At 28.6% G+C, this 23,458-nt stretch carries 24 protein-coding genes; 6 read left to right on the top strand and 18 right to left on the bottom strand.

Annotated elements, in window-relative coordinates:
* From AMN95_RS01905 to AMN95_RS01860, 11 genes are all read right to left on the bottom strand, one after another.
* Positions 1 to 224 (bottom strand): dUTP diphosphatase (locus AMN95_RS01905; RefSeq protein ID WP_425304622.1); only part of this gene is annotated, 224 nt, incomplete at its 3' end.
* Complete coding sequence (locus tag AMN95_RS01900; RefSeq protein WP_256997919.1) at positions 224 to 556, bottom strand: phosphopantothenoylcysteine decarboxylase domain-containing protein; 333 nt, start codon at positions 554 to 556, stop codon at positions 224 to 226. The genes AMN95_RS01905 and AMN95_RS01900, both read right to left, overlap by 1 nt.
* Positions 557 to 581: 25 nt before the next feature.
* The gene (locus AMN95_RS05635; RefSeq protein ID WP_179850336.1) at positions 582 to 749 is read right to left on the bottom strand and encodes a hypothetical protein; all 168 of its coding nucleotides are present in this window, start codon (positions 747 to 749) and stop codon (positions 582 to 584) included.
* Between the two features lie 10 nt (positions 750 to 759).
* Positions 760 to 2,352 (bottom strand): transcription termination factor NusA, encoded by a 1,593-nt coding sequence (gene nusA / locus AMN95_RS01895; RefSeq protein WP_082256654.1) that lies wholly within the window; start codon positions 2,350 to 2,352, stop codon positions 760 to 762.
* 59 nt (positions 2,353 to 2,411) lie between these two features.
* Positions 2,412 to 3,581, bottom strand: coding sequence for a methionine adenosyltransferase (gene metK / locus AMN95_RS01890; protein WP_075522315.1), 1,170 nt, complete (start codon positions 3,579 to 3,581; stop codon positions 2,412 to 2,414).
* The gene (gene lnt / locus AMN95_RS01885; RefSeq protein WP_102133191.1) at positions 3,581 to 5,116 is read right to left on the bottom strand and encodes an apolipoprotein N-acyltransferase; all 1,536 of its coding nucleotides are present in this window, start codon (positions 5,114 to 5,116) and stop codon (positions 3,581 to 3,583) included. The genes metK and lnt overlap by 1 nt, the downstream gene beginning before the upstream one ends.
* Before the next feature lies 1 nt (position 5,117).
* Positions 5,118 to 5,576 (bottom strand): rRNA maturation RNase YbeY, encoded by a 459-nt coding sequence (ybeY, locus tag AMN95_RS01880; RefSeq protein WP_075522313.1) that lies wholly within the window; start codon positions 5,574 to 5,576, stop codon positions 5,118 to 5,120.
* Entirely contained in the window at positions 5,569 to 6,567 is a 999-nt protein-coding gene (locus AMN95_RS01875) for a PhoH family protein (RefSeq protein WP_075522312.1), read from the bottom strand. Before AMN95_RS01875 ends, ybeY begins: the two co-directional genes overlap by 8 nt.
* A gap of 3 nt (positions 6,568 to 6,570) precedes the next feature.
* Positions 6,571 to 7,899, bottom strand: a complete 1,329-nt coding sequence (gene miaB / locus AMN95_RS01870) for a tRNA (N6-isopentenyl adenosine(37)-C2)-methylthiotransferase MiaB (RefSeq protein WP_075522311.1) — start codon at positions 7,897 to 7,899, stop codon at positions 6,571 to 6,573.
* A 6-nt stretch (positions 7,900 to 7,905) separates the two neighbouring features.
* Positions 7,906 to 8,319: a Fur family transcriptional regulator gene (locus tag AMN95_RS01865; protein ID WP_075522310.1), complete on the bottom strand. Its 414-nt coding sequence runs from the start codon at positions 8,317 to 8,319 to the stop codon at positions 7,906 to 7,908.
* Positions 8,320 to 8,328: 9 nt separating this feature from the next.
* Positions 8,329 to 8,670 carry a peptidase M22 gene (locus AMN95_RS01860; RefSeq protein ID WP_256997918.1) on the bottom strand — a complete coding sequence of 114 codons (342 nt, stop codon included), beginning with the start codon at positions 8,668 to 8,670 and terminating at the stop codon, positions 8,329 to 8,331.
* Here AMN95_RS01860 and AMN95_RS01855 point away from each other — a divergent pair.
* On the top strand, positions 8,663 to 9,724 hold the full coding sequence (locus AMN95_RS01855) for a polysaccharide deacetylase family protein (RefSeq protein WP_075522308.1): 1,062 nt from the start codon (positions 8,663 to 8,665) through the stop codon (positions 9,722 to 9,724). The two genes, AMN95_RS01860 and AMN95_RS01855, sit on opposite strands and share 8 nt — an antisense overlap.
* On the opposite strand, the gene AMN95_RS01850 is transcribed toward AMN95_RS01855, so the two are convergent.
* Genes AMN95_RS01850 through murJ form a run of 4 tightly spaced genes read right to left on the bottom strand, consistent with a single transcriptional unit; the run spans position 9,721 to position 13,929 of the window.
* Entirely contained in the window at positions 9,721 to 10,803 is a 1,083-nt protein-coding gene (locus AMN95_RS01850; protein WP_075522307.1) for a glucosaminidase domain-containing protein, read from the bottom strand. The two genes, AMN95_RS01855 and AMN95_RS01850, sit on opposite strands and share 4 nt — an antisense overlap.
* A 1-nt stretch (position 10,804) precedes the next feature.
* Entirely contained in the window at positions 10,805 to 11,344 is a 540-nt protein-coding gene (locus AMN95_RS01845; RefSeq protein WP_075522306.1) for a NifU family protein, read from the bottom strand.
* Positions 11,345 to 11,395: 51 nt separating this feature from the next.
* Complete coding sequence (gene trpS, locus AMN95_RS01840; RefSeq protein ID WP_075522305.1) at positions 11,396 to 12,397, bottom strand: tryptophan--tRNA ligase; 1,002 nt, start codon at positions 12,395 to 12,397, stop codon at positions 11,396 to 11,398.
* Positions 12,398 to 12,399: 2 nt separating this feature from the next.
* The gene (gene murJ / locus AMN95_RS01835; protein ID WP_075522304.1) at positions 12,400 to 13,929 is read right to left on the bottom strand and encodes a murein biosynthesis integral membrane protein MurJ; all 1,530 of its coding nucleotides are present in this window, start codon (positions 13,927 to 13,929) and stop codon (positions 12,400 to 12,402) included.
* 50 nt (positions 13,930 to 13,979) lie between these two features.
* On the opposite strand from murJ, the gene AMN95_RS01830 reads away from it, so the two are divergent.
* Positions 13,980 to 16,265 carry an NADP-dependent malic enzyme gene (locus AMN95_RS01830; protein WP_075522303.1) on the top strand — a complete coding sequence of 762 codons (2,286 nt, stop codon included), beginning with the start codon at positions 13,980 to 13,982 and terminating at the stop codon, positions 16,263 to 16,265.
* Here the strand turns inward: AMN95_RS01830 and AMN95_RS01825 are convergent.
* Together AMN95_RS01825 and rsmI are read right to left on the bottom strand one after the other, a co-directional pair.
* A complete protein-coding gene (locus tag AMN95_RS01825; protein ID WP_075522302.1) occupies positions 16,262 to 16,855 on the bottom strand; it encodes a BON domain-containing protein in 594 nt (197 codons plus the stop codon). The genes AMN95_RS01830 and AMN95_RS01825 overlap by 4 nt on opposite strands.
* Positions 16,845 to 17,705 carry a 16S rRNA (cytidine(1402)-2'-O)-methyltransferase gene (gene rsmI, locus AMN95_RS01820; RefSeq protein ID WP_075522301.1) on the bottom strand — a complete coding sequence of 287 codons (861 nt, stop codon included), beginning with the start codon at positions 17,703 to 17,705 and terminating at the stop codon, positions 16,845 to 16,847. Before rsmI ends, AMN95_RS01825 begins: the two co-directional genes overlap by 11 nt.
* Positions 17,706 to 17,739: 34 nt before the next feature.
* Between rsmI and AMN95_RS01815 the strand changes: the two genes are divergently transcribed.
* A complete protein-coding gene (locus AMN95_RS01815; RefSeq protein ID WP_075522300.1) occupies positions 17,740 to 18,891 on the top strand; it encodes an ABC transporter substrate-binding protein in 1,152 nt (383 codons plus the stop codon).
* Here the strand turns inward: AMN95_RS01815 and rdgB are convergent.
* Complete coding sequence (rdgB, locus tag AMN95_RS01810) at positions 18,875 to 19,471, bottom strand: RdgB/HAM1 family non-canonical purine NTP pyrophosphatase (RefSeq protein WP_075522299.1); 597 nt, start codon at positions 19,469 to 19,471, stop codon at positions 18,875 to 18,877. The genes AMN95_RS01815 and rdgB overlap by 17 nt on opposite strands.
* 42 nt (positions 19,472 to 19,513) lie before the next feature.
* Here rdgB and AMN95_RS01805 point away from each other — a divergent pair, with 42 nt between their 5' ends.
* From AMN95_RS01805 to dnaJ, 3 genes are read left to right on the top strand one after another with little or no spacing between them, the layout of a single operon-like run.
* Positions 19,514 to 20,143 (top strand): nucleotide exchange factor GrpE, encoded by a 630-nt coding sequence (locus AMN95_RS01805; RefSeq protein WP_075522298.1) that lies wholly within the window; start codon positions 19,514 to 19,516, stop codon positions 20,141 to 20,143.
* A 60-nt stretch (positions 20,144 to 20,203) separates the two neighbouring features.
* A complete protein-coding gene (gene dnaK, locus AMN95_RS01800; protein ID WP_075522297.1) occupies positions 20,204 to 22,129 on the top strand; it encodes a molecular chaperone DnaK in 1,926 nt (641 codons plus the stop codon).
* Positions 22,130 to 22,157: 28 nt separating this feature from the next.
* The gene (gene dnaJ / locus AMN95_RS01795) at positions 22,158 to 23,297 is read left to right on the top strand and encodes a molecular chaperone DnaJ (RefSeq protein ID WP_075522296.1); all 1,140 of its coding nucleotides are present in this window, start codon (positions 22,158 to 22,160) and stop codon (positions 23,295 to 23,297) included.
* Positions 23,298 to 23,458 lie beyond the last annotated feature (161 nt).

The following is a 23,458-nucleotide window of genomic DNA, read 5'->3' as shown; positions in this document are numbered from 1 at the left end:
CTTATATTATATTTTGCGGCTAAACCTGATCTTGGTCTTATTTGAATCTCATAATTTTCTGAAAATGCTATAGAAAAACCTGTTGGTATCAAATGTGAAGTTTTAGGTTTAATTATAATCTTAGATTTTATGAAAGCCATTAGATCCATCCCTGATGCACCTTCTGTTTTATATTTTGGAATTTCTACCTCAGGAAATAATTTTTTTATTAATACTTTAACCATTAATTTAGTTGGTTTGAAATTCTCTCAACTATTTCATCAGATATTAAAGATTTTTTTTTTGAAAATAATTTTTCTCTTTTATTATTTTTATAAAAAATAGTTACCTCATTAAAATCTGAATTAAAACCAATATCTCTTTTTGACACATCATTAGCAATTAGCATGTCACAGTTTTTTTCTTTAAGTTTAATTAAAGCATAATCTTCTAAGTTATTAGTTTCAGCTGCGAAACCTATAACCAATTTTGGTCTTAATGAATTGTGATTAGAAACATAATTCAAGATATCAACATTTTTTTCAAATTTTAATGTAAATTCTTCTTTTTTTTTTATTTTAATATTTTTTTTCTCAGTAACTTTAAAATCTGAGACTGCAGCTGAAAAAACAGCTTCCTCTTTTTACAAAATTGCTTTTTGATTTTTCAATTACAACTGAATTCTTGCCTTGAGTTTTTGCTATCTCAATATTTTTTATTGATTTTTTTGCTGCACCAGAAATTGTTAATTTTGTTTTTTTGTTTTCCATAACTCATCACTCAATCTTTATAAACTATGTTTCTCGCTGACATGATTAATTCATCCGCCTCTTCTTTTGATAGAGCAAAATCTTCCAAATATCCTTGGATTTTTACTCTTTCACCTTTAATTACATCATACCCACCCGTAAGTTCGTCAGATGCTAGATCGGCAAAATCTTCGAGTGTTAAAATTTTTTGCTCACCTAAAGTCACAAGCATACCAGGTGTCAATCCTTTTAAATTAATCAAAGTCTCTTCAAGACCAAGATCTTTAATTCTTTGAGAAATGTCCTCTTGATCTTTTTCATAAAATTCCTTTGATCTTTCAATTAATGCTTTAGCAGTATCTTCTTCTATACCTTCAATTTTCATTAATTCCTCTGCTTTACTGTCTTTTATATCATCGATTGTCGAAAAACCCTCAGCAACCAATAATTGACCTAAGGTTTCATCTAATTCTAAATTTTTAACAAAGTTCTCAGTTTTTTCTTTAAATTCTTGTTGTCTTCTCTCAGAATCTTCTTGATCAGTCATAATATTAATTTCATAATTCAAAAGCTTTGTTGCAAGTCGAACATTTTGACCTCTTCGACCAATCGCTTTACTAAGATTTTCTTCAGTCAAAATAACATCAAGTTTTTTTCTCTCCGAGTCTACATTTACTCTCTGAACATCTGCAGGAGATAATGCATTTGAAACTAGAATTGCTGGATCTTCTGACCAATTGACAATATCTATTTTCTCACCTTGAAGTTCATTTACAACAGCTTGAACTCTTGAACCTCTCATACCCACACAAGCTCCAACAGGATCTAAAGAGGTATCTACCGCTTTTACACAAATTTTTGCCCTGCTTCCAGGATCTCTTGATGAAGATTTTATTTCTATTAGACCATCATAAATTTCTGGAACTTCCTGAACAAATAGTTTTTCCATAAATTTTGGATGTGCTCTTGATAAAAAAATTTGCTGACCCCTAGGCTCTCTTCTTACATCATAACAATAAGCCTTTACTCTATCTCCAGCTTTAATATTTTCTCTTGGTATCATTTCATTTTTTTGAATTATTGCTTCAGTTCGTCCAAGATCTACTATTACATTTCCGAACTCTAATCTTTTTACAATTCCACTCAAAATACTATCTTTTTTATCTATAAAATCATTAAATTGTCTCTCTCTCTCTGCTTCTCTAACATTAGTACTTATTACTTGCTTAGCTGTTTGAGCTGCTATTCGACCAAAATCAAATGAAGGAAGAGGTTGTAAAACTTCATCACCAATCTTTTTGTCTTTGTTAATTTGATTAAGTGATATTGCATCCTCAAGTTTAATTTCAGTGTTGTTATTCTCAGGGTTTTCAGAAATTATTAATTTTCTAAAAAGTTCTATATCCCCATTCTCACGATTTATAAGAACTTTAATTTCGTTATCTTGCCCAAATTTCGACTTAGCAGCTTTAGCTATTCCTGTTTCCATAGAGCTGATTATCAGCTCTTTATCAATTGATTTTTCCAGCGCTACAGCTTCCGCAATTCTTAATAATTCTAATTTATCAGCTCTTTTGTTTAACATTTTTTTGTTTACTCCAAAAAAAAATGGGCTAAAGCCCATTTTGATTATCCATTAATGTAAATGCAATATATAAAAGTTTTTTTTTAATTCAATAGAAACTATTTTAAAAAAACATCAGTTTTATCTGTTTTTTCCCAAGAAAATGCTCCATCTTTCTCAGGCATTCTTCCAAAATGACCATAAGCTGCTGTTTTCTGGTAGATAGGTTTATTAAGATTTAACATCTCTCTAATTCCTCTAGGACTCAAGTCAAAATTTTTTCTTATTTTCTCCTCTATAAATTTGCTTTTTTCTAAATCATTATCAAATAAATCTACATATATTGAAAGTGGTTTAGAAACCCCAATTGCATAAGCAAGTTGGATTAAACATTTATTTGTAATTTTAGATGCAACGATATTCTTTGCTATATATCTTGATGCATATGCTGCAGATCTATCGACTTTTGTTGGATCCTTGCCTGAAAATGCGCCTCCTCCATGAGGAGCCGCTCCACCATAAGTATCTACTATTATTTTCCGTCCAGTCAGTCCGCAATCTCCGTCTGGTCCACCTATTACAAAATTACCAGTGGGATTTACATATAGTTCTTCATCATCGAATTTCTCTAAAAAATGTTTAGGAATTGAATTAATCATATAAGGTCGAAGTAATTCTCTTACTTTATTTTGATCAATGTCAGCTGAATGTTGTGAGGAAATTACGACAGATTTTACCCTTTTTGGTTTTCCATTTTCATATTCAAATGTAACCTGACTTTTAGAATCAGGTTCAATATTTTTAAGCTTTCCAGATTTACGATCATTAGCCATGAGTCTTAGTATTTTATGCGAATAGTAAATAGGAGCTGGCATGAAATCATCTGTTTCATTGCATGCATATCCGAACATAATACCTTGATCGCCAGCACCTTCATCTTTATTACCTGAGGAGTCTACTCCCATTGCTATATCTGCCGATTGAGAATGTAAATGACTTTCTATTTGAGTTGTTTCTTTCCAACTAAAACCCTCTTGATCATAACCTATGTCTTTAATACAATTTCTTACTTTTTGTATTAATTCATCTTTTTTAATAGAAGGTCCTCTTACTTCACCTGCAAGAACAACTTTATTTGTAGTTGTTAAAGTTTCACAGGCTACCCTAGAATAGGGATCATTAGATAAGTATGTATCAACAACCATATCTGAAATTCTATCTGAAACTTTATCTGGATGTCCCTCAGAAACAGATTCACTTGTAAAAAAATAATTTTTTAAATTACTCATTATAAAATTCTATTAAATGAAAATATCAAAAAAATATACAACAAAATTAAATATAAAAACATTTTATTCCCATGTTGTGCGAACAAGGTTGTATTTAAAACTTTTTTTTCAGAAAAATCTATGTAACCTGAATTTCCTAATGAAATTTTTTTTTCGATGAAACCAGTAGGATTAACCACTGCTGTAATACCATTGTTTGCAGATCTAATTAAATATTTGCCACTTTCAATGGATCTAAAAATACTATGCGAAAAATGTTGATATGGACCATTTGAATTACCAAACCAACCATCTTCAGAGATATTTATAATATAATCAAAATCAAAATTATCAAATATCTTACCTGAATAAATTATTTCATAACATATGAGCGGTAATATCTTTAAATCTATACTGTTCCTATTAATATTAACTACTTCTCTATTTTTTCCTTTGTGAAAAGATTGATATTCATTAGTTAAAGACTTTAGACCAAATCTGCTCAGTAATTTTTCAAAAGGTAAGAATTCACCAAATGGAACCAAATTAACTTTATTATATGTACTAATCAAATTAAGTTCATTATCATAAAATGTAAAAGAGTTATAAAACTTATTTTGATCATTAATTTTTTCAAAATTGTTAATACCTATTCCAAAAAAATGATTTTCATTAAATTTTTGTTTAAATAAAAATTCGAAATTTTTTAACTCTTTCTGATTAATTTTAGGAATTATTCCCTCTGGCCATAAAAAAAGGGTTTTCATATTCAAATTTGGGCTACTTATATCAATTAATTCCTCTATAATTGAGGTGGGATCCACATTTCCATAAAATCTCTCTAGATCAATATTTGATCCAATAGCTCTGATAGTCAAATCGTTATTCATTTTTTTTAGTGATTGAAATGAATCAATTTTAGATGATCCATAAATAAATAAAACTATTGGCAATGCTATAAATAAAATACACGCGATAATTTCTTTTCTATCTCTTCTTAAGATAAAAAGAGCTGGACTCGCAAAAAAAGTTAAACATAACATGTTTAACGCATAAGTGCCTAATAATGACAAAATTTGTAAAATTTCAAGATAATTGGAGAGACTATAAACAATTAGGTTCCAAGGAAAACCAGTTAGAATAGTACCTCTTAAAAACTCAAAGAAACCTAGTGACAGTGAAAATATCAACAAACTAATTATTGGCTTATTAATATTAAAGAGAAAAAATAAATAAATTGCTAAACCATAAAAAATTGCAAGAAACGAAGGAATTAAAATTAAAGCAAACACAATTAAAAATTTAAAATTTGAATCAAATGTTAGAGATATTGTAATCCAATAAATATTTGTTAAAAAATATCCGAACCCAAAAAACCACCCATATAGAAATCTTTGAAATTTTTTTTCAGTTTTGATTTTCTTAAATATAAATAAAAAAAATAAACTATAAGTAAAAATATTAATTATTACAAAATTATAAGGTGGTAAACTTAGAGAAGATAATCCACCTAAGATCAAAAGATAAATATAATTAAAATAAATCTTACTTTTCAATTTAATAAAGTTTTTTTATTACTGATTGATAAATCTTATTTTCCTCTTTTAGCATTTTTTTATAATCATTTAATTTTGCATGATCAAAGCCTAGCAAATGTAGAAATCCATGTATGAATATTTTTATTACATTATCATGGAATAAGTTTAATTTTTTATTTTGAGATGTGTTCATAAAGTTATAGCTGATTATTATATCTCCTAAATATAATCTTTTTTTTTGTGTTTTGTCTTTAAAAGGAAAGGACAATATATCTGTTGGTTTATTCTTATTTCGGAACTTTTTATTTAATTTCTTTATCTGCTTGTTATTTGATAACAATAAAGTGAAAAATATTTTTTTGTTTTGAAATTGATATTTTTTAGGGAAAGATTTACATATTGATTGAAAGAAGATTTCTTTTTTTTTTATCTTTTTAGACCAGTTTTTTTCTTCTGATACTACCTCTACATTAATCATTATTATTGTTATAAGCTTTAACAATCTTAGATACAAGTGGATGCCTTACAACATCAGAATGATCAAAATCTATAATTGATATTTCATTTAGATGTGACAAAAGTTTTTTTGATCTATCTAAACCCGACATTTGTTTATTTGGTAAATCTATTTGTGACGGATCACCATTAACTACAATTTTTGAATTTTCTCCAATTCTTGTTAAAAACATTTTTATTTGAGTATCGGTTGCATTTTGAGCTTCATCTAAAATAGCAAAAGAATTTTTTAATGTTCTACCCCGCATAAATGCTAAAGGAGCAATTTCAATATCTCCAATTTCAATCATTCTTTGAATTTTTTCAAAATGAAACAAATCATACAAGGAGTCATATAATGGCCTTAAGTAAGGATCTACTTTCTCTTTCATGTCACCAGGTAAAAAGCCCAGTCTTTCTCCAGCTTCTACTGCAGGTCTAGATAGAATTATTCTTTCAATTTTTTTTTCAAGTAGCATTGTTAAACCTACAGCAACAGCTAAAAATGTTTTTCCTGTTCCAGCTGGTCCTGCGGAAATAATAATTTCACTTTGTCTTAATGCTCTGACATACTTTTTTTGTTTTTCTGATCTTGGAATAATTGACTTTTTAGGTGTTTTAATAATATCCGTAACATTTTGATTTTTAACTTTTTCGTCAATCATAAATTTATCCACAGAAGATAATATGTCTTTATTCTCTATATTTCCATTGATTAAAAATTGATTGACTAAAAATTGAATTGCATTTTTCACTATTTCATTTTTGTCTGGGGTTGATTTAATCAATATAGAATTACCTCTTGAATATAAATTTGAATTAGTGATTTTCTCTAATTCTTTCAAATTTTGGTTAAATTCTCCTAAAACCCCCATTAAAAGATCATTTTTTGGGAAAATTACACTTAGTGTATTATTTTCAGAATATACAAATTTTAAATTTGCATCTAAATTTTTTTTTATACCAATACTCAAAGTTTAAGCTACCTTCTGATTAGATTGATTTTCAATCTGTCCAAATAAAGTATTTTGATTACTGTTAGTAATTTTTACTTTCACAATTTTGCCAATTAAATCATCATCACCATCAAATAAGACTGAAGTCATGTACTCAGATTTACCAAAAAGTTTTTTTTTATTATCTGTTCGATTTTCAACTAATACATTTATTGTTTTATTTTCAAGGGATTTATTCATTTTTGTTTGATTAATGAATAACTTTTGTTGGACAATCTCTAATCTCTTTATTGCCTCTTTTTTTTCAATAGTTTGTAAATTTGAAGCAATGGTTCCAGGTCTGGGGCTAAAAATAAAAGAAAAAGAATTAATAAATTTCACCTCTTCTATAAGTTTTATAGTATCTTCAAATGCATTTTTGTCTTCTCCTGGATATGCAATAATAAAATCGCTTGAAAACTCAATTTCGGGATTAATTTTTTTCAATTCATAAAAAATTTTTAAATACATATTAATTGTATGTTTTCTATTCATTAATTTTAATATCTTATCTGAACCACTCTGGACTGGCAAATGTACCAATGGCATTAATTTTTTTGAATATTTATATGCTTCAATCAAATCATTTGTCATATCTTTTGGATGTGATGTTGTATAACGAACACGCTCTAAATTAGAAATCTTGTCGAGTTCCATGATCAAATTTGATAAACGTAAACCTTCATAACTGTAGGCATTAACATTCTGACCTAAAAGAATTATTTCTTTTACTCCATTATCAGCCAAATATTTTGCTTCATCCAAAACTTGTTTAAAGGGCCTAGAATACTCTGGACCTCTTGTAAATGGAACTACACAAAAATGGCAAAATTTATCACAGCCTTCCTGAACTGTTAAGAAAGATGAAATTTTTTTATTGTTATTTTTTATTTTATTCAAATACTCAAATTTAGAAATAGCGTCAAATTCTGTTTCCTCTCTTTGAGTCTTTTGATTTTCAAAATTTAGAATTTTATCATTAATCTTATGGTAGGACTGTGGACCTATTATCAAATCAATGAAAGGTTCTCTCTTTAGCATCTCCTCGTGTTCAGCTTGTGCTACACATCCAGTTACGATTACTAATGGTTTTTTTTTTGATCTAAAAATTTTTTTTACTCTTCCTATTTCGTGATAAACTTTTTCTTTGGCTTTATCTCTTATATGACAAGTATTTAATAAATAACAATTAGCTTTCTCATAATAATCTGTTTTTTCATATCCAATTTTTTTAACTATGTCATATATTCGATCAGAGTCATACTCATTCATTTGACAACCAAATGTCTTTATAAAAATTTTTTTATTCATTTAGCTTCACTTGGATTTTTTTTTGACACCATATAATTCTAATTTATGGTCAACCAATGTATATCCATATTTTTCTGCAACTTTTTTTTGTAATTGTTCTATTTGTTCATCAACAAATTCTATAATTTCTCCTGATTTAACATCAATTAAATGATCGTGATGACCTTCATTTAATTCTTCATATCTTGCCTTGCCACCTTTAAATTCATGTTTAGTTAAAATTCCTGACTCCTCAAATAATTTTACAGTTCTATACACAGTGGCAATACTTATTTTAGAATCTATCTGAGAGACGCGCTTATAAAGTTCATCTACATCTGGATGATCAGTTGATTCGGACATAACTTTTGCAATAATTCTTCTTTGATCTGTTAACTTAACCCCTTTTGATAAACATTTTGCTTCTATTGTTTCTGACATAATTTCAATTTAACTTAAATAAATAGGATTAATCAAATTTTTTTTAAACTTTAATTTATCACACAATGTAGGGATATTTTCATAATTATCATTGTCTAAATTATCAAAATCATCAAAACTAAAACAATAATAATCAATTTTTTTTGTCACATAGATTCCCTTAACAACAGCAAGTGAATTTCTTATGCCTGCGAAACTTCCAGGCCCTCTATTTACATACAAATTAGAAATATTAGCTATCTTCAGGCCATTCTCTTTTAGAAAGTTATTTATTAAAATCGTAAGTTTTTCATAATTAGTTTTACTATTATCGTGAGTAATACTATAAATATTTTTATCTTTAATGAGCATTAAAAATATTTTTTCATTGGCTGCATCAATAATTAAGTTATTCATATTATGTTTTGTTATTTTATCAAATTCTAATGCACAGGAAAATAATATCAAACAATTTTCACAAGATGAAGGTGTTTTGTCCATAATGTATCATAGATTTAACGAAAATAAGTATCCTTCAACAAATATCAGAATTGAAATTTTTTTAGAGCATTTAAAATTGATAAAAGATCTTGACTATAATTTCATTCATGCAAATGATTTTAAAAAAAATTTTGGTATTGCAAAAGGACGAAAAAAAATACTTCTTACGATAGATGATGGTTTCAAGTCATTTTACGACTCAGCATGGCCATATTTAAAAAAGGAAAAAATACCATTCATCTTATTTGTGTCCACTGAACCAGTTGGAAAAAAAGGCTATATGACGTGGGATCAAATCAAAGAAATTGAAAGAGAAGATTTTGTTGTAATAGGTCATCATTCGCACACTCATGAATATCTTATAGAAAAAAGTGATGCTGAATTTATTGAAGATATAAAAAAAGCAAATTCTATCTTTCAAAACAAACTTGGATACATTCCTGATTTATTTTCTTATCCATTTGGTGAGTACTCAGAATTTATGAGAAATTATGCTTCAAAAAACTTCAGTTTTGCGTTTGGCCAACATTCGGGTGTTATAGATGTAAATAAGGAAAAATTTCAACTACCTAGATTTCCTATTAATGAAAATTATGGCAAAATTGAAAGATTTAAATCAATTATTAAAACTTATCCCCTTGAATACAAAAATTTATTTCCAATTGAAAAAAAAATTTATGATCAAAATAATCCACCAGAGTTTTATGTAGAATTTTTTGAAAACCAAAAAAATATAAAAAATATTTCATGCTATTCTAATGAGGGTGGTAAATGGGAAAAATCAAATATAAACATTAAGGAAAATACTCTAACAGTTAGTTTTAGAGAGCCTTTTCTTCCAAGAAGAGGGAGGATAAATTGTTCTTTAAACGACAACGGTAAATGGAGATGGTTTGGAACACAATTTATAGTTAATAAAAATTAAATCAAACTTTCCAATTCAAGACTTGACGGTAAAAGTTTTGCATTATCAAAATCTTTTAAATCATTTTGGTTTATAATTTTCTGCAACGTCTTAACATATTGTTCACCTGTCTCAGCGTACTCATCTAAATATTTTGAAAGAATAATACTATCTAAATCTTTATCAGCATCTCTAAGTTTAGCTCTAGCAAGTCTAAACTCTCTATAAGTTTTGTGAGTATTTAAGTTTCGTTGATAGGCTCTTACTGATGCCTGAAGAACATTAAACTTCATTACTTTATGACCCTCATTTTCATCTGACTCTTTCGGTTTTAATCCTTCACCTGACCAAGTCCACTGACCAAAAAGCGCATTTCCTTCTTGAGCAAATCTTGAAGTTCCCCACCCTGTTTCTTTTGCTGCTTGTGCAAGTGCCAAAGATACTGGTATCTCATCCATTCTTATTTTAAGAATTGATAGATCCTTCGATGGAATTCCATATTGTTTATATTTTTTGTTTAACCATTTTTTTTCTAAATCTGTATTGTTACTTTTATTAATAATACTGAACAGTCTTTTTCTATCTAAACGAATATTATTATTTTCTTGTAAAATTAGTGGCAATACAATCTGTATAAAAAATTCTTTTCTTTTTTTAGTATTTTCTATCATTTTAATTTCTCTTGGAAATGAGTCTAAAGCGATAGGTTTAACCAATTTTTTTTTTCTTATATCATCTAATTTATAACCGGTATCTTCATAAAGTTGTTTTATGGTAGATGCATCTAATCTTACTGAGTCTGTTTCCTTATCATTCAAGCTATAAATATCTACAAGTAAATCTCTTTCATCATATTCTTCATCTACTTCAGAGGATTTATTAATTTTCTTATCTAATGTGTAAGCGAGAACAGTTTTTGAATTATTTCTAAATTCCTTTTTATTTAAAATTTTATCATTAGTAAAATTAATCATTATGGGTAATGAATAAAATACAAATATCAAAGCAAGACTGCTAATAAAAGTTCTTGCTAAAGAACCTAAATTTTTATCATCAAAAGTTTTAAAAACTTTAATTTTTCCTTTAATAATTTTTTTCATTCTATACTGCTATAACCTCTTTTACCTCTGGCAAGTAATGACATAAAAGATTTTGAACACCTTGTTTAAGCGTCATTGTTGAACTTGGACATCCTGAGCAACTTCCTTGTAGTTGCACCATTACTACACCATCTTTAAACTCTTTAAATTTTATATCACCACCGTCTTTAGCTACAGCAGGTCTTATCTTTTCGTCTAAAATTTTTACAATTTTTCTTTCTAATTCTCCAAGATTTTGGTCATCTTCAAATGGACTTTTATCTATAATAAATTCTTTACCACTTGAATAAAAATCATTAATTAAAGATATAACTATATGTTTTATTTCATCCCATGAAACATTATCAAATTTATTTATTGAGATAAAATCTTTACCTAAAAAAATACCCTCAACACCATTAATTGACATTAAGTTTCTTATTAAATCATTTTTGACGTCATCTTTTTTTGTAATTTCAAACGACCCACTATTTGAAACTGTTTTGCCAGGTAAAAATTTTAATGAATTAGGATTAGGTGTTATTTCAGTTTGAACAAACATAACTTATATATATTCAATTATATTGAAATTGGAATTTTTTTATGAATTTAATTAAAAACCTATAATTTCATGCATTTTTTTAATCTTTAAAAATGAAATCTCATAAGCTTTTTTATAACCGTCTAACAAAATTTCATCTAAGAATCGTTTTTCATTCATTAATTTTTTTATCTCTTTTGAGATTGGATCCATTTTTTCAGCTAAAACCTCAGACAACTTCTCTTTAAATTCTGAAAAATTTTTTCCTTCAAATTCACTAATTGATTTACTCATTGTTGAATTTAATAAGCTAGAATATATTCCTAAGAGATTTTTTGCCTCTGGTCTTTCTCTCAATTCATCAAGACTTGAAGGTAGTGGTAATGGATCTGTTTTTGCTTTTTTGATTTTATTTACAATTAAATCTTTATCATCGGTTAAATTTATTCTGCTTAAATCTGACAATTCAGATTTACTCATTTTTTTTGTTCCATCCTTAAGGCTCATTATTCTTGAAAATTCTTTTTGTATTAAAGGTTCTGGTGTTTTAAAAAAATTGTCAACTTTATATTCATTATTAAACCTTTGAGCAATATCTCTGCATAATTCTAAATGTTGTTTTTGATCTTCTCCAACTGGAACATGCGTTGAGTCATATAACAAAATATCAGCTGCCATTAGTACTGGATATGAAAAAAGCCCAATACTCGCTTTCTCTTTGTCCTTACCAGCCTTTTCTTTAAATTGAGTCATACGGTTTAACCACCCCATTCTTGCAACACAACTTAATAACCACGCTCCTTCTGAGTGAGCAGGAACTGAAGATTGACTAAAAATTATACTTTTTTTTGGATTTATCCCACAGGCAACAAATGTTGCTACGGTTTCTCTTATATTATTTTTAAGTTCTTTTGGGTCTTGTTTTACGGTTATCGCGTGTAAATCAACAACACAAAAAATACAATCATTTTCTAAATCATTATTTAGTTCAACAAAATTTTTAATTGCGCCTAAATAATTTCCTAAGTGTAAATTACCAGTAGGTTGTACCCCCGAAAATATTTTTTTACTCATTGTTAATACTTTAATTTAATATCTTCCAATTGAAAAGCTTTGATCAGATAGGATACTATTAGATAAAAACCAAGTCCTAAAATAACTGATAAAATTAGATAAAAAGATTTAAAAGAATTTTCAAATAAAAGTTCTTCATTAAATAATATGACTAAATAATTAAAGAATAAACCCATTAGAATTGAGGAAAAGACAATCTTAATAAATCTTTTAACAAACAAATTACTGAAACTAAATAAACTTCTCTTTTGAAGGAAAAAGAATAAAATCAACAAATTAAACCAAGATGATATAGTTGTTGCTATTGGAATAATTATAAAACCAATTGATCTGAAATAATAAACGCTGATTAATACATTCAATAATACTGATATTAATGATATATAAAAAGGTGTCTTAGTATCATGGTTTGCAAAAAAGAAATTTGAAAAAACTTTCATCATAGCAAAAGCTGGAAGTCCAATACTAAAATAAAAAAGCGCTTTTGCTGAATTAGTAACTGAAATTTCATCAAATTGTCCATAACCAAATAATGCAGAAATAATTTCATCCGAGGCAATTAGTAATGCTATAGATGCTGGTAAGCTTAAAAACAAACTTAATTCTAATGCCTTATTCTGGATTAGATCTATTTTTTTTTTATTTTTGTTTGCTATATGTTTTGATAATTGGGGCAGAATGACAACGCTAATTGCGATGCCGGCTACTGCTAAATTAATTTGATAAATTCTATCAGCATAATAAAGGAATGAAACGGCACTTGCTTGAAATGATGCTATAATTGTTCCGATCAGAATATTGATTTGAGTAACACCTGAAGAAAAAATACTTGGAAGCAATTTATTAAAAAAAAATTTAACTTTATTTGAAATCTTAAATTTTAAAATTAATTCTAATTTAAAATATTTTTTAACGAAAAAAAATAAAAACAAAAGTTGAATAAATCCTGCAAAAGTAACTCCAAAAGATAATATATAGACTAACTTGTCGCCAAATAATTTAGCAAAAAATAAAATGGTTATTAGAATAATATTTAAAATAATAGGTGCAGCAGCGGCCTCTGCAAATCTATTATGAGAATTAAGTATTGCTGAAAAAAAAGATGCTAGAGAAACTAATAAAAGAAATGGGAATGTTATTCTTGTAAGATTAATGGCGATATTCATTTTTTCATGATCATCTATAAATCCAGGGGCTATAAGAGATACAAATATTGGCATAAATATTTGAACTACTAAAACTAGGGCTAAGAGAACTAAAAATAATAAGTTGAAAACTTCATTTGCAAATCTGTTAGATTTAGCCTCTCCTTTAACTAATTCTGAGGAATAGCTAGGCACAAATGCTGCATTAAAAGTTCCTTCAGAAAATAATCTTCTAAAAGTATTTGGTATCCTGAAAGCAACGAAAAAAACATCTGCTAAAAAACTGGTTCCAAGAAAAATAGCAATTAAAATATCTCTCAAATAACCGAGTATCCTGCTTATTATAGTAAAAAAACTAAAAGTCCCAGTTGACTTAATTAAGTTCATAAATCATATTAGTCTTAATTTTACCCCATTTGTACATCTAATTATCAGAAATGAAAAAAACTAAAACAGATCATTATACTGAAAAAGAAGCGTTAGAATTTCATTCCGACAAAAAACCAGGAAAAATAGAAATTGTTTCATCTAAAAATATGACCACAAAAAGAGATCTCGCTCTTGCGTACTCTCCAGGTGTTGCGGCCCCCGTTAAAGCAATTAACAAAAATCCAGAGGCCGCTTATGACTTTACAAGCAAAGGGAATCTTGTAGCCGTGATCAGTAATGGCTCGGCAATTTTGGGCATGGGAAATTTAGGTGCTTTGGCTTCTAAGCCAGTAATGGAGGGAAAGGCTGTTTTATTTAAAAGATTTGCCGATATAGATTCGATTGACCTTGAAATAAATTCTCAGAACTCAGAAGAAATCATTAATTCAATTAAAAACTTTGCACCTTCATTTGGGGGTATTAATCTAGAAGATATTGCTGCACCTGATTGCTTTGTCATTGAGGAAAAGCTTAAAGAAATTCTAGATATTCCAGTTTTTCACGATGACCAGCATGGTACAGCTATTATAACGACTGCCGCATTAATTAATGCATTAGATATTAGCAAAAAAAAAATAAATAAAATTAAAATAGTTGTGAATGGAGCAGGTGCATCAGCAATGGCTTGTGCTAATCTATTTAAAAAAACTGGGGTACCTCAAAAAAATATCACAATGGTTGATCGTACAGGTGTAATTTACAGAGGAAGAAAAAAATTAAATCAATGGAAATCAGCACATGCAATAGAAACATCAGACCGGACATTAGATGATGCAATTAAAAATGCTGATGTCTTTTTAGGACTTTCTGCAAAAGGAGCTTTGACGAAGAATATGGTTAAAAAAATGTCAAAAAATCCAATAATTTTTGCTTGCGCTAACCCTGATCCAGAAATTACTCCAGAGGAGATTGAAGAAGTACGAGATGATGCAATCATTGCAACTGGTAGATCAGATTATCCTAATCAAGTAAATAACTTAATTGGTTTTCCCTACATTTTTAGAGGTGCTTTAGATGTTAGATCAAAAACAATAAATGAGGAAATGAAAATAGCCGCTGCAAATGCAATTGCAAAATTAGCAAGAGAAGATGTTCCAGATGAAGTTGTTGCAGCTATGGGAGGTGAAAGACCACATTATGGCAAGAATTATATAATTCCCTCAACATTTGATCCAAGATTAATTAGTATTATTCCAGTGGCTGTTGCAAAGGCAGCAATTGAAACTGGTGTTGCTCGAAAAAAAATTAATAATTTTGAAGAATACCAAGAACAACTTAAACAAAGACTAGACCCTACAGTAACAATTATGCAAGGTATAAATGGATATATTAAAAAAAATCAAAAAAAAATTGTTTTCGCTGATGGTGAAGACGAAAATACCCTTAAGGCAGCAATTGCCTTTAAGAATTCAAAATTAGGAACTCCTGTTTTAGTTGGGAAAGTAGAAAAAATAAAAGAACAGATTAAAAAAATTGGATACAATGAAAATTTTGATATAGAAATAATTAATTCAAAAGATAAGTCAAAAAGAGAAAAATACGTAAAATTCTTGTTCCAAAAACTTCAAAGAGAACAGGGATTATTAGAATGGGATTGTGACAGACTTGTAAGAAATGACAGAGTAATTTGGGCCTCTTGTATGGTTGCTTGTGGGGATGCTGATGGCGCAGTTACAGGTAATACTAGAAGATTTGGTGCCTCTTTAAAAAAGATTATTCAAGTTGTTAAAGCACGACCTGGAGAAATAATGTTCGGATTAAATATGGTTGTTAACAAGGGAAAAACAATATTCATAGGGGATACAAGTGTTCATGAATATCCAACTTCAGAACAGTTATCAGAAATAGCTATCTCTAGTGCCCGAGTAGTAAGATTGTTTGGTATCGATCCAAAAGTAGCGTTTGTCTCTCATTCGACTTTCGGTCAACCAATCACAAGTAGAACTAAACATATTAGAGAGGCTGTAGAAATTTTAAAAGAAAAGAAAGTAGACTTTAAATTTGATGGAGATATGCAGCCTGATGTTGCTCTTAACAAAGATTATAAAAATTTATATCCTTTTTCTAATATAGTAGGTAATGCAAATATCCTAATAATGCCTGGTCAACATAGTGCAGCTATATCTTATAAGTTAATGAAAAGCTTGGGAGACACAAAGGTAATTGGTCCATTACTAATAGGACTTGGTTTACCAATTGAAATAGCTCCTTTAAGAAGCTCAACATCTGAAATTATAAATTTAGCTTCAATTGCTGCATATTCAGCTGATGTAATTAATTATCAAAAAGATTAATTTTTTTGAATTCTTAAATCATCAACGAGGATAATACTTGAAATTACATCTTCAACATCCAAAATTTCTTTAGCTTCATTTATCACCAAATCTTTCTCATCAGATGTAAGTGCTATACCATAAATATAAATTTTCTTTTTATAAGTATCAATTTGATAATTGCTGGCCTTGATATTTTTATTAAAAATCATTGCAGATCTTAACTGGGATGTTATCAAAATATCTTTAGCAGATTGTTGAAAGTTAAATTTTTCTTTAATTTTAATGTCATTTCTAACTGATCTTACTCCATCCGTTTCCCATGCAAGTTTAGTAATTTTAAGTTTTTCCTCTGGGTTATCAACTTTGCCAGTTAAAAATATTCTACCATCTAGCACCTTGCTCTTAACTGATAATATATATTTTTTATCTGTGAGAAGAATTCGACCTGATAAATTTTTTTGCATAATTGAATCATCAACTTGAGTACCGACTGATCTGGGGTCAAAAGCGACACTCACTCCTGTTCCAAAAATACCTTTAGAGGCTACTCCAGCACAGCCCGAAAGCAACATCATAACTAATAAAATTATAATAAATTTATTTCTCATTTTTTAATTTTAAACAAAAATTATAAATTTCTTTTTTTGAGATTTTGTTATTTTGATTAATTAAATTAGTTATTTCTTTAATTGTTAATTTATTAATCATTTTCTTAATATTTCTTTTATCTGATTCACTCAAAGTTTGTGAGAAATTTTTATCAATTTTTTTTTCAGAAATAACAATTGTTAACTCTCCCTTAGGCTCGTTATTAAAAATCTGTAATTTTTCAACATCATATCTTAAATATTCCTCATAATATTTAGAAATCTCTCTACATATTAATATTTTTCTTTTTATAAAATATTCTTTTATAAAAGGAATAATCTTATTTATCTTTTTTGGAGATACAAAAAAAACTAAAGAAAAATTTAAATCAGACAATCTTTTTAATTCCTTTCTAATTAATTTTTCTTTATCAGGAAAAAAACCATAAAATAAATATTTGTCATCAAAACCACTTACAGAAACTGCTGTAGTAACTGCTGAGGGTCCTGGCAAGGGTATTATATCAATATTTTGTTTTAAACATTCATTTATTAATATTGCTCCCGGATCAGATATTCCTGGCGCTCCTGCATCAGATATCATTGAAATAATATTATCTTGATTTAGCAAATTAATTATTTTCTTTAGATTTTTGACTTCATTAAATTTGTGATTTGATATTAATTTAGTATTTATCTTATATTTATCTAATAATTTTTTTGAAACTCTTGTATCCTCACAAAGTATATAATCTGAATTTTCTAATATGTTAATTGCTCTAAAAGTAATATCTCCTAAATTTCCAATTGGTGTTGGTATTAAATACAGCCCTTTTTTTAGACCATCATTATTTAATTTTTGGTTTACCATAATTTGAACAGTATTAAAGTAATAGTAACATTAAATGAATAAAATTTTTATAATTCTTTTTTTAACCATTTATAATCTAATTTTTATTATTGAGGGATCCGCTTATGAAAATAAAATTAAGATAGGTCTTCTTGTACCACTAACCGGTGAGAATGCAGAAATTGGTAAACAAATTATAAAAGCTACACGTCTTGCTTTAAAGGAAATTAATTCTGATAAGATCGAAATTTTTCCTAGAGACACTAAATCAGATCCTGATAAAACATTACGTTCTGCATTTGAGCTTGATCAAATTGGAGTGAAAATTGTAATAGGCCCAGTTTTTTACAAAAATTTAACATATTTAGATGAAGTAAATAACATAACTTTTTTATCATTTACTAATAAAACCATTAATCTTCCAAAAAATGTTATAAGCACAGGAATAAATTCAACTTCTCAATTTAATACAATTAAAAAATTTATTGAACAAAATGAAATTTTAAAACCGATATTACTAATTCCTAATGTAGATTATGATTTAGAAATCAAACAAGGTGTAAAGAAATCCAAAATCAAACCCTATAAACAGTATTTTTACAATATTGAACCAACAAAACTTACAAAACAAATAGAAAAAATTACTAATTATGAAGTTAGAAAACAGAACTTAATTGATGAAATAACTAGACTTGAGAATTCAGAGGATCCTAATAAAGAAATTAAAATAAAGAATCTTGAAAAAAGATATACTATTGGAAATGTAAATTTTGATTCTGTTATAATTGCAGATTTTGATGAAAGTCTTAAAAGTGTGATTACTTCTTTGCTATATACAGATGTGTCGCCAAAAAATAAATATTTTATTACTTTTAATCAATGGTTTGATGAAAGTTTATTGAACGAGACAACTTCACAACCAATTTATTATCCCTCAATAAATAAAAAAAACTTAGAAAATTTTAAAACAAAATTTTCAGAAAAATTTAACCAAAATCCTAATCATATATCCTTATTAAGTTATGATTTAGTCGGTTTAATTTATTACTTATCTCTTAAAAATGATGTTACTGAATTGAATAAAGCATTCAATGCTAAAAATTCATTCAAAGGAAAAATAGGAATTTTTGACATTAAAGATAATAAAATTAATCATCAATTAAATTTTTATAAAATTGACCAAGGGTCACTTATAAAAATTTTCTAATTTTCTTAAAAGCTTGATATCTATGATCAATTTTAAACTTTTTTAAAAAAGGCATTTCCCCAAAAGTAACTTTTTTTCCTCTAGGAATAAATATTGGATCGTAACCAAATCCATTTTTTCCTAAAGGTTTTAATGAGATAGTTCCTTCAACTTTTCCTTTTACACATGCTATTTTTTTATCAAAAAAACAAATTGAAAGAGCACAAATAAATCGAGCTTTAATTTTTTTGTTTTTCCAATTTTTATCTTTCTTATCTAGTTCCCTATAAACTTTTTTAATTGCTTTGCTAAAATCTGAATTTTTTCCTCCCCATCTTGCAGAATAAATTCCAGGGGCTTTATTTAAAATGTCTATTTCTAATCCTGAATCATCTGCCAGGCAAAGTAACTTTGTTTTTTTTGAAAAATATTTTGCCTTAATTAAAGAGTTTTCCTCAAATGTCTTGCCATTTTCAATAGGACTTTTCAATTTAAAAGAAGACACTGAGAAAGACTTGATATTTTTCGGTAGCAGAGCTCTGATTTCTCTTAATTTTCCCTTATTATTTGTGCCTATTAGTAAATTTATAATTTTTTTCATATAAACCTAGAAATTTTGAAAAATCTTACCATATAAACACTAATGGAAAAAGAACAAGAACAAAAACCTGCTACCGAAAATAACACTTCTAATAATGATGTGGAAAATGAAAAAGTAATCCATGAAAATGAGATTAAGTCTCCTGAGAAGGATGAAGAACTAGATACAGATACAAAAATAAAAAGTTTAGAGGATAAATTGACAAGAACACTTGCTGAAATGGAAAATCAAAGAAGAAGATTTGAAAAAGAGAAGGAAGATGCATTTGAATATGGTGGCACATCATTTGCGAAAGAGGCTTTAAGTTTAATTGATAATTTAGAAAGATCTAAGCAAATTTTAGAGAATGACGAAAAATTAAAAAATAGTGATGCATTAAAAAAAACATTAGATCACTTAGAAATAATAAATAAAGATTTAATTTCAATTTTTATAAAAAATAATATTAAGCCTATAGATTGTTTAAATAAAAAACTTGATCCTAATTTTCACCAAGCTATGTTAGAAATAGAGGATAATCAAAAAGAGCCTGGTACAATTATTCAAGAAATTCAAAAAGGTTTCACAATAAAAGATAGGTTGCTACGGCCCTCTTTAGTTGGGGTGTCAAAAAAAACTCAAAAAATTGACAAAGAAAACCAGGAAAATAAAGAAAATTCGGATGATAAATAATGTTTACACTAGCTTGTAGAATAGAATTTAACCCCTATATGAAGGAGAGAACACAAAAATATGAGTAAAATAATTGGAATAGATCTTGGAACTACAAATTCGTGTGTTGCAATAATGGAGGGTAGTCAACCCAAAGTTTTAGAAAATGCTGAAGGTACACGAACTACTCCTTCGGTAGTAGCTTTTACAGACGATAAAGAAAAACTAATTGGACAACCTGCTAAAAGACAGGCTGTAACAAATCCAGAAAATACTATTTTTGCAGTTAAAAGATTAATAGGCAGAAATTTTGATGACCCAACAGTCAAGAAAGATATAGAGTCAGCTCCATTTAAAATAATTAATTCAGATAAAGGCGATGCATGGATAGAATCTAAAGGAGAAAAATATTCTCCCTCGCAAATTTCAGCTTTTGTTCTTCAAAAAATGAAAGAAACAGCCGAAAAGTATTTAGGTCAATCAGTAACAAAAGCTGTGATTACTGTTCCAGCATATTTTAATGATGCGCAGAGACAAGCTACCAAAGATGCAGGTAAAATTGCTGGATTAGAAGTACTTAGAATTATAAATGAACCAACTGCAGCATCCTTAGCATATGGTTTAGACAAAAAACAAAATAAGAAAATTGCAGTTTATGACTTAGGTGGTGGAACATTTGATGTTTCTATACTTGAATTAGGTGATGGAGTTTTTGAAGTTAAGTCTACTAACGGTGATACTTTTTTGGGTGGTGAAGATTTTGATAATGCAATTGTTGAATACTTAATTTCTGAATTTAAAAAGGATAACGGGATAAATTTAAAATCTGATAAGCTTGCTTTACAAAGATTAAAGGAAGCTGCTGAAAAAGCAAAAATAGAATTATCATCAGCGGAACAAACAGATATTAATTTGCCTTTTATTACTGCTGACAAAACTGGTCCAAAACATATTAATATCAAAATGACAAGAGCAAAGTTAGAAGCACTTGTAGAAGAACTAATTTCAAAAACTATGCCTCCTTGTAAAACAGCATTAAAGGATGCAGGTATTACTGCAAACGAAGTTGATGAGGTTGTTATGGTTGGTGGAATGACTAGGATGCCAAAAGTAGTAGAGGAAGTTAAAAATTTTTTTGGAAAAGAACCTAATAAGAGTGTAAATCCAGATGAGGTTGTAGCTATGGGTGCTGCAATTCAAGCGGGTGTTCTCCAAGGAGATGTAAAAGATGTTCTTCTTTTAGACGTAACGCCTTTATCGCTAGGTATAGAAACATTGGGCGGTGTTTCAACAAAATTAATAGAAAAAAATACAACTATACCAACAAAAAAAAGCCAAGTGTTTTCGACTGCAGAAGATAACCAACCAGCTGTTTCAATTAGAGTTTTGCAGGGTGAACGAGAAATGGCTACTGACAATAAGGTTTTAGGCAATTTTGAGTTAGTTGGAATTGCACCAGCTCCTAGAGGAGTGCCTCAAATAGAAGTTACCTTTGATATTGATGCAAACGGCATTGTGAATGTTTCGGCAAAAGACAAAGGAACTGGAAAAGAACAAAAAATCCAAATTCAAGCATCTGGTGGTTTAAGCGATGAAGAAATAGAAAAAATGGTTAAAGATGCTGAAGCTAACAAAGAATCTGATAAGAAAAAGAGGGAGTCAGTTGATGTAAGAAATCAAGCTGATACTTTGATTCATTCTACAGAAAAAAATCTTAAAGAACATGGTTCAAAAATCTCTGAGGCAGAAAAAAAAGCAATCGAAGATAGTTCTAGTGAGTTAAAAGAATCTCTAAAAGGTGAAAACATTGAGGACATAAAAAAGAAATCAGAAACACTAGTGCAAGCTTCGATGAAATTAGGTGAGGCTATTTATAAATCACAACAAGGTACAAAACCATCCTCTGAAAAAGCTGATGGAAAAGACGAAAAGGAAAAGAAAGACGATAATGTTGTTGATGCGGATTTTGAGGAAGTAAAAGACGAGAATAAAGAAAAAAGCGCTTAACTGACATCTATTTGTCCAGGTTATTTACATGGCTAAAAGAGATTATTACGATGTCTTAGGTGTTACTAAAAATGCTAGCCCTGATGAATTAAAGTCTGCATATAGAAAGTTAGCTGTCAAATATCACCCTGACAAAAATCCTGGTAATAAAACCGCTGAAGATAAATTTAAAGAAGCTAGTGAAGCTTATGGCGTACTATCAGATAAATCAAAAAAGGAAAACTACGACAATTTTGGCCACGCGGCGTTTGAAAATGGAGGCGGTGGTCGAGGTGGTTTTGGAGGGTTTGGGGGATTTAATAGCACAGACTTTTCAGATATTTTTGAGGATTTTTTTGGTGACTTCGGAGGTAGAGGAAGAGGAAGCTCTAGAAGAGGCAATTCTAATAATAGGGGTTCAGATTTAAGATACGATTTAACAATTACTTTGGAAGAAGCTTACTTAGGAAAAAAACAAAATATACAATTTTCAACATCTGAAAAATGTAATACATGTAAAGGAAATGGATCTAAGCCTGGTTACAATCCAGATAGATGTACATATTGTGGTGGAAATGGACGAGTTAGATCAAATCAAGGTTTTTTCACTGTACAACAAACATGTCCACAATGTTCTGGCAGTGGAGAGGAAATTACAAATCCATGTTCAGATTGTAATGGTCAAGGAAATAAACAAACAACAAAAAAAATATCTGTGACTATTCCAAAAGGAGTTGATGATGGAACAAGAATTAGACTTGCTGGAAAAGGAGAAGCAGGAGTAAGAGGTGGTGGAAGTGGAGATTTGTATTTATTCGTAAATGTAGAGTCTCATGATTTATTTAAAAGATCTGATGTTAATTTATTTTTTGAATTTCCAATCTCAATTGCAGATGCTGCACTTGGGACAACAATTGAAATCCCAACAATAGACGGAAAAAAAGCAAAGATCAAAATTCCAGATGGTACACAAGATGGTAAGCAATTCAGATTGAAAGGCAAAGGTATGCCATTTATGCGAAGAGGTGATTTTGGTGATTTGTATGTTCAGGTCAGAACTGAAGTGCCTGTCTTCTTAAATAAAGAGCAAAAAGAATTGTTAGAGAGATTTAGGAAAATTGAGAATGAAAAATCTAATCCTAGTATTAAAAAATTCTTCCAAAAAGCAAAAAATTTCTGGAAAAACTAATCTTTGTAATAAATCAAAAGATAGTTATAAAATTCCTATAGATGAAAAAAATAAACATATCGATTACAGGCTGTATGGGCCGTATGGGAAAACAATTGATCAAAACATGCAAATATCCTGCTGCGAACAAGTCTCCAGCACCAGTTAGATCTTTTATTTTT

The organism is Candidatus Pelagibacter communis (assembly GCF_001180185.1).
GTDB lineage: Bacteria > Pseudomonadota > Alphaproteobacteria > Pelagibacterales > Pelagibacteraceae > Pelagibacter > Pelagibacter ubique_F.
The sequence above is the reverse complement of the archived record's forward strand: the minus strand, read 5'-3'. Positions and strand labels throughout refer to the sequence as shown.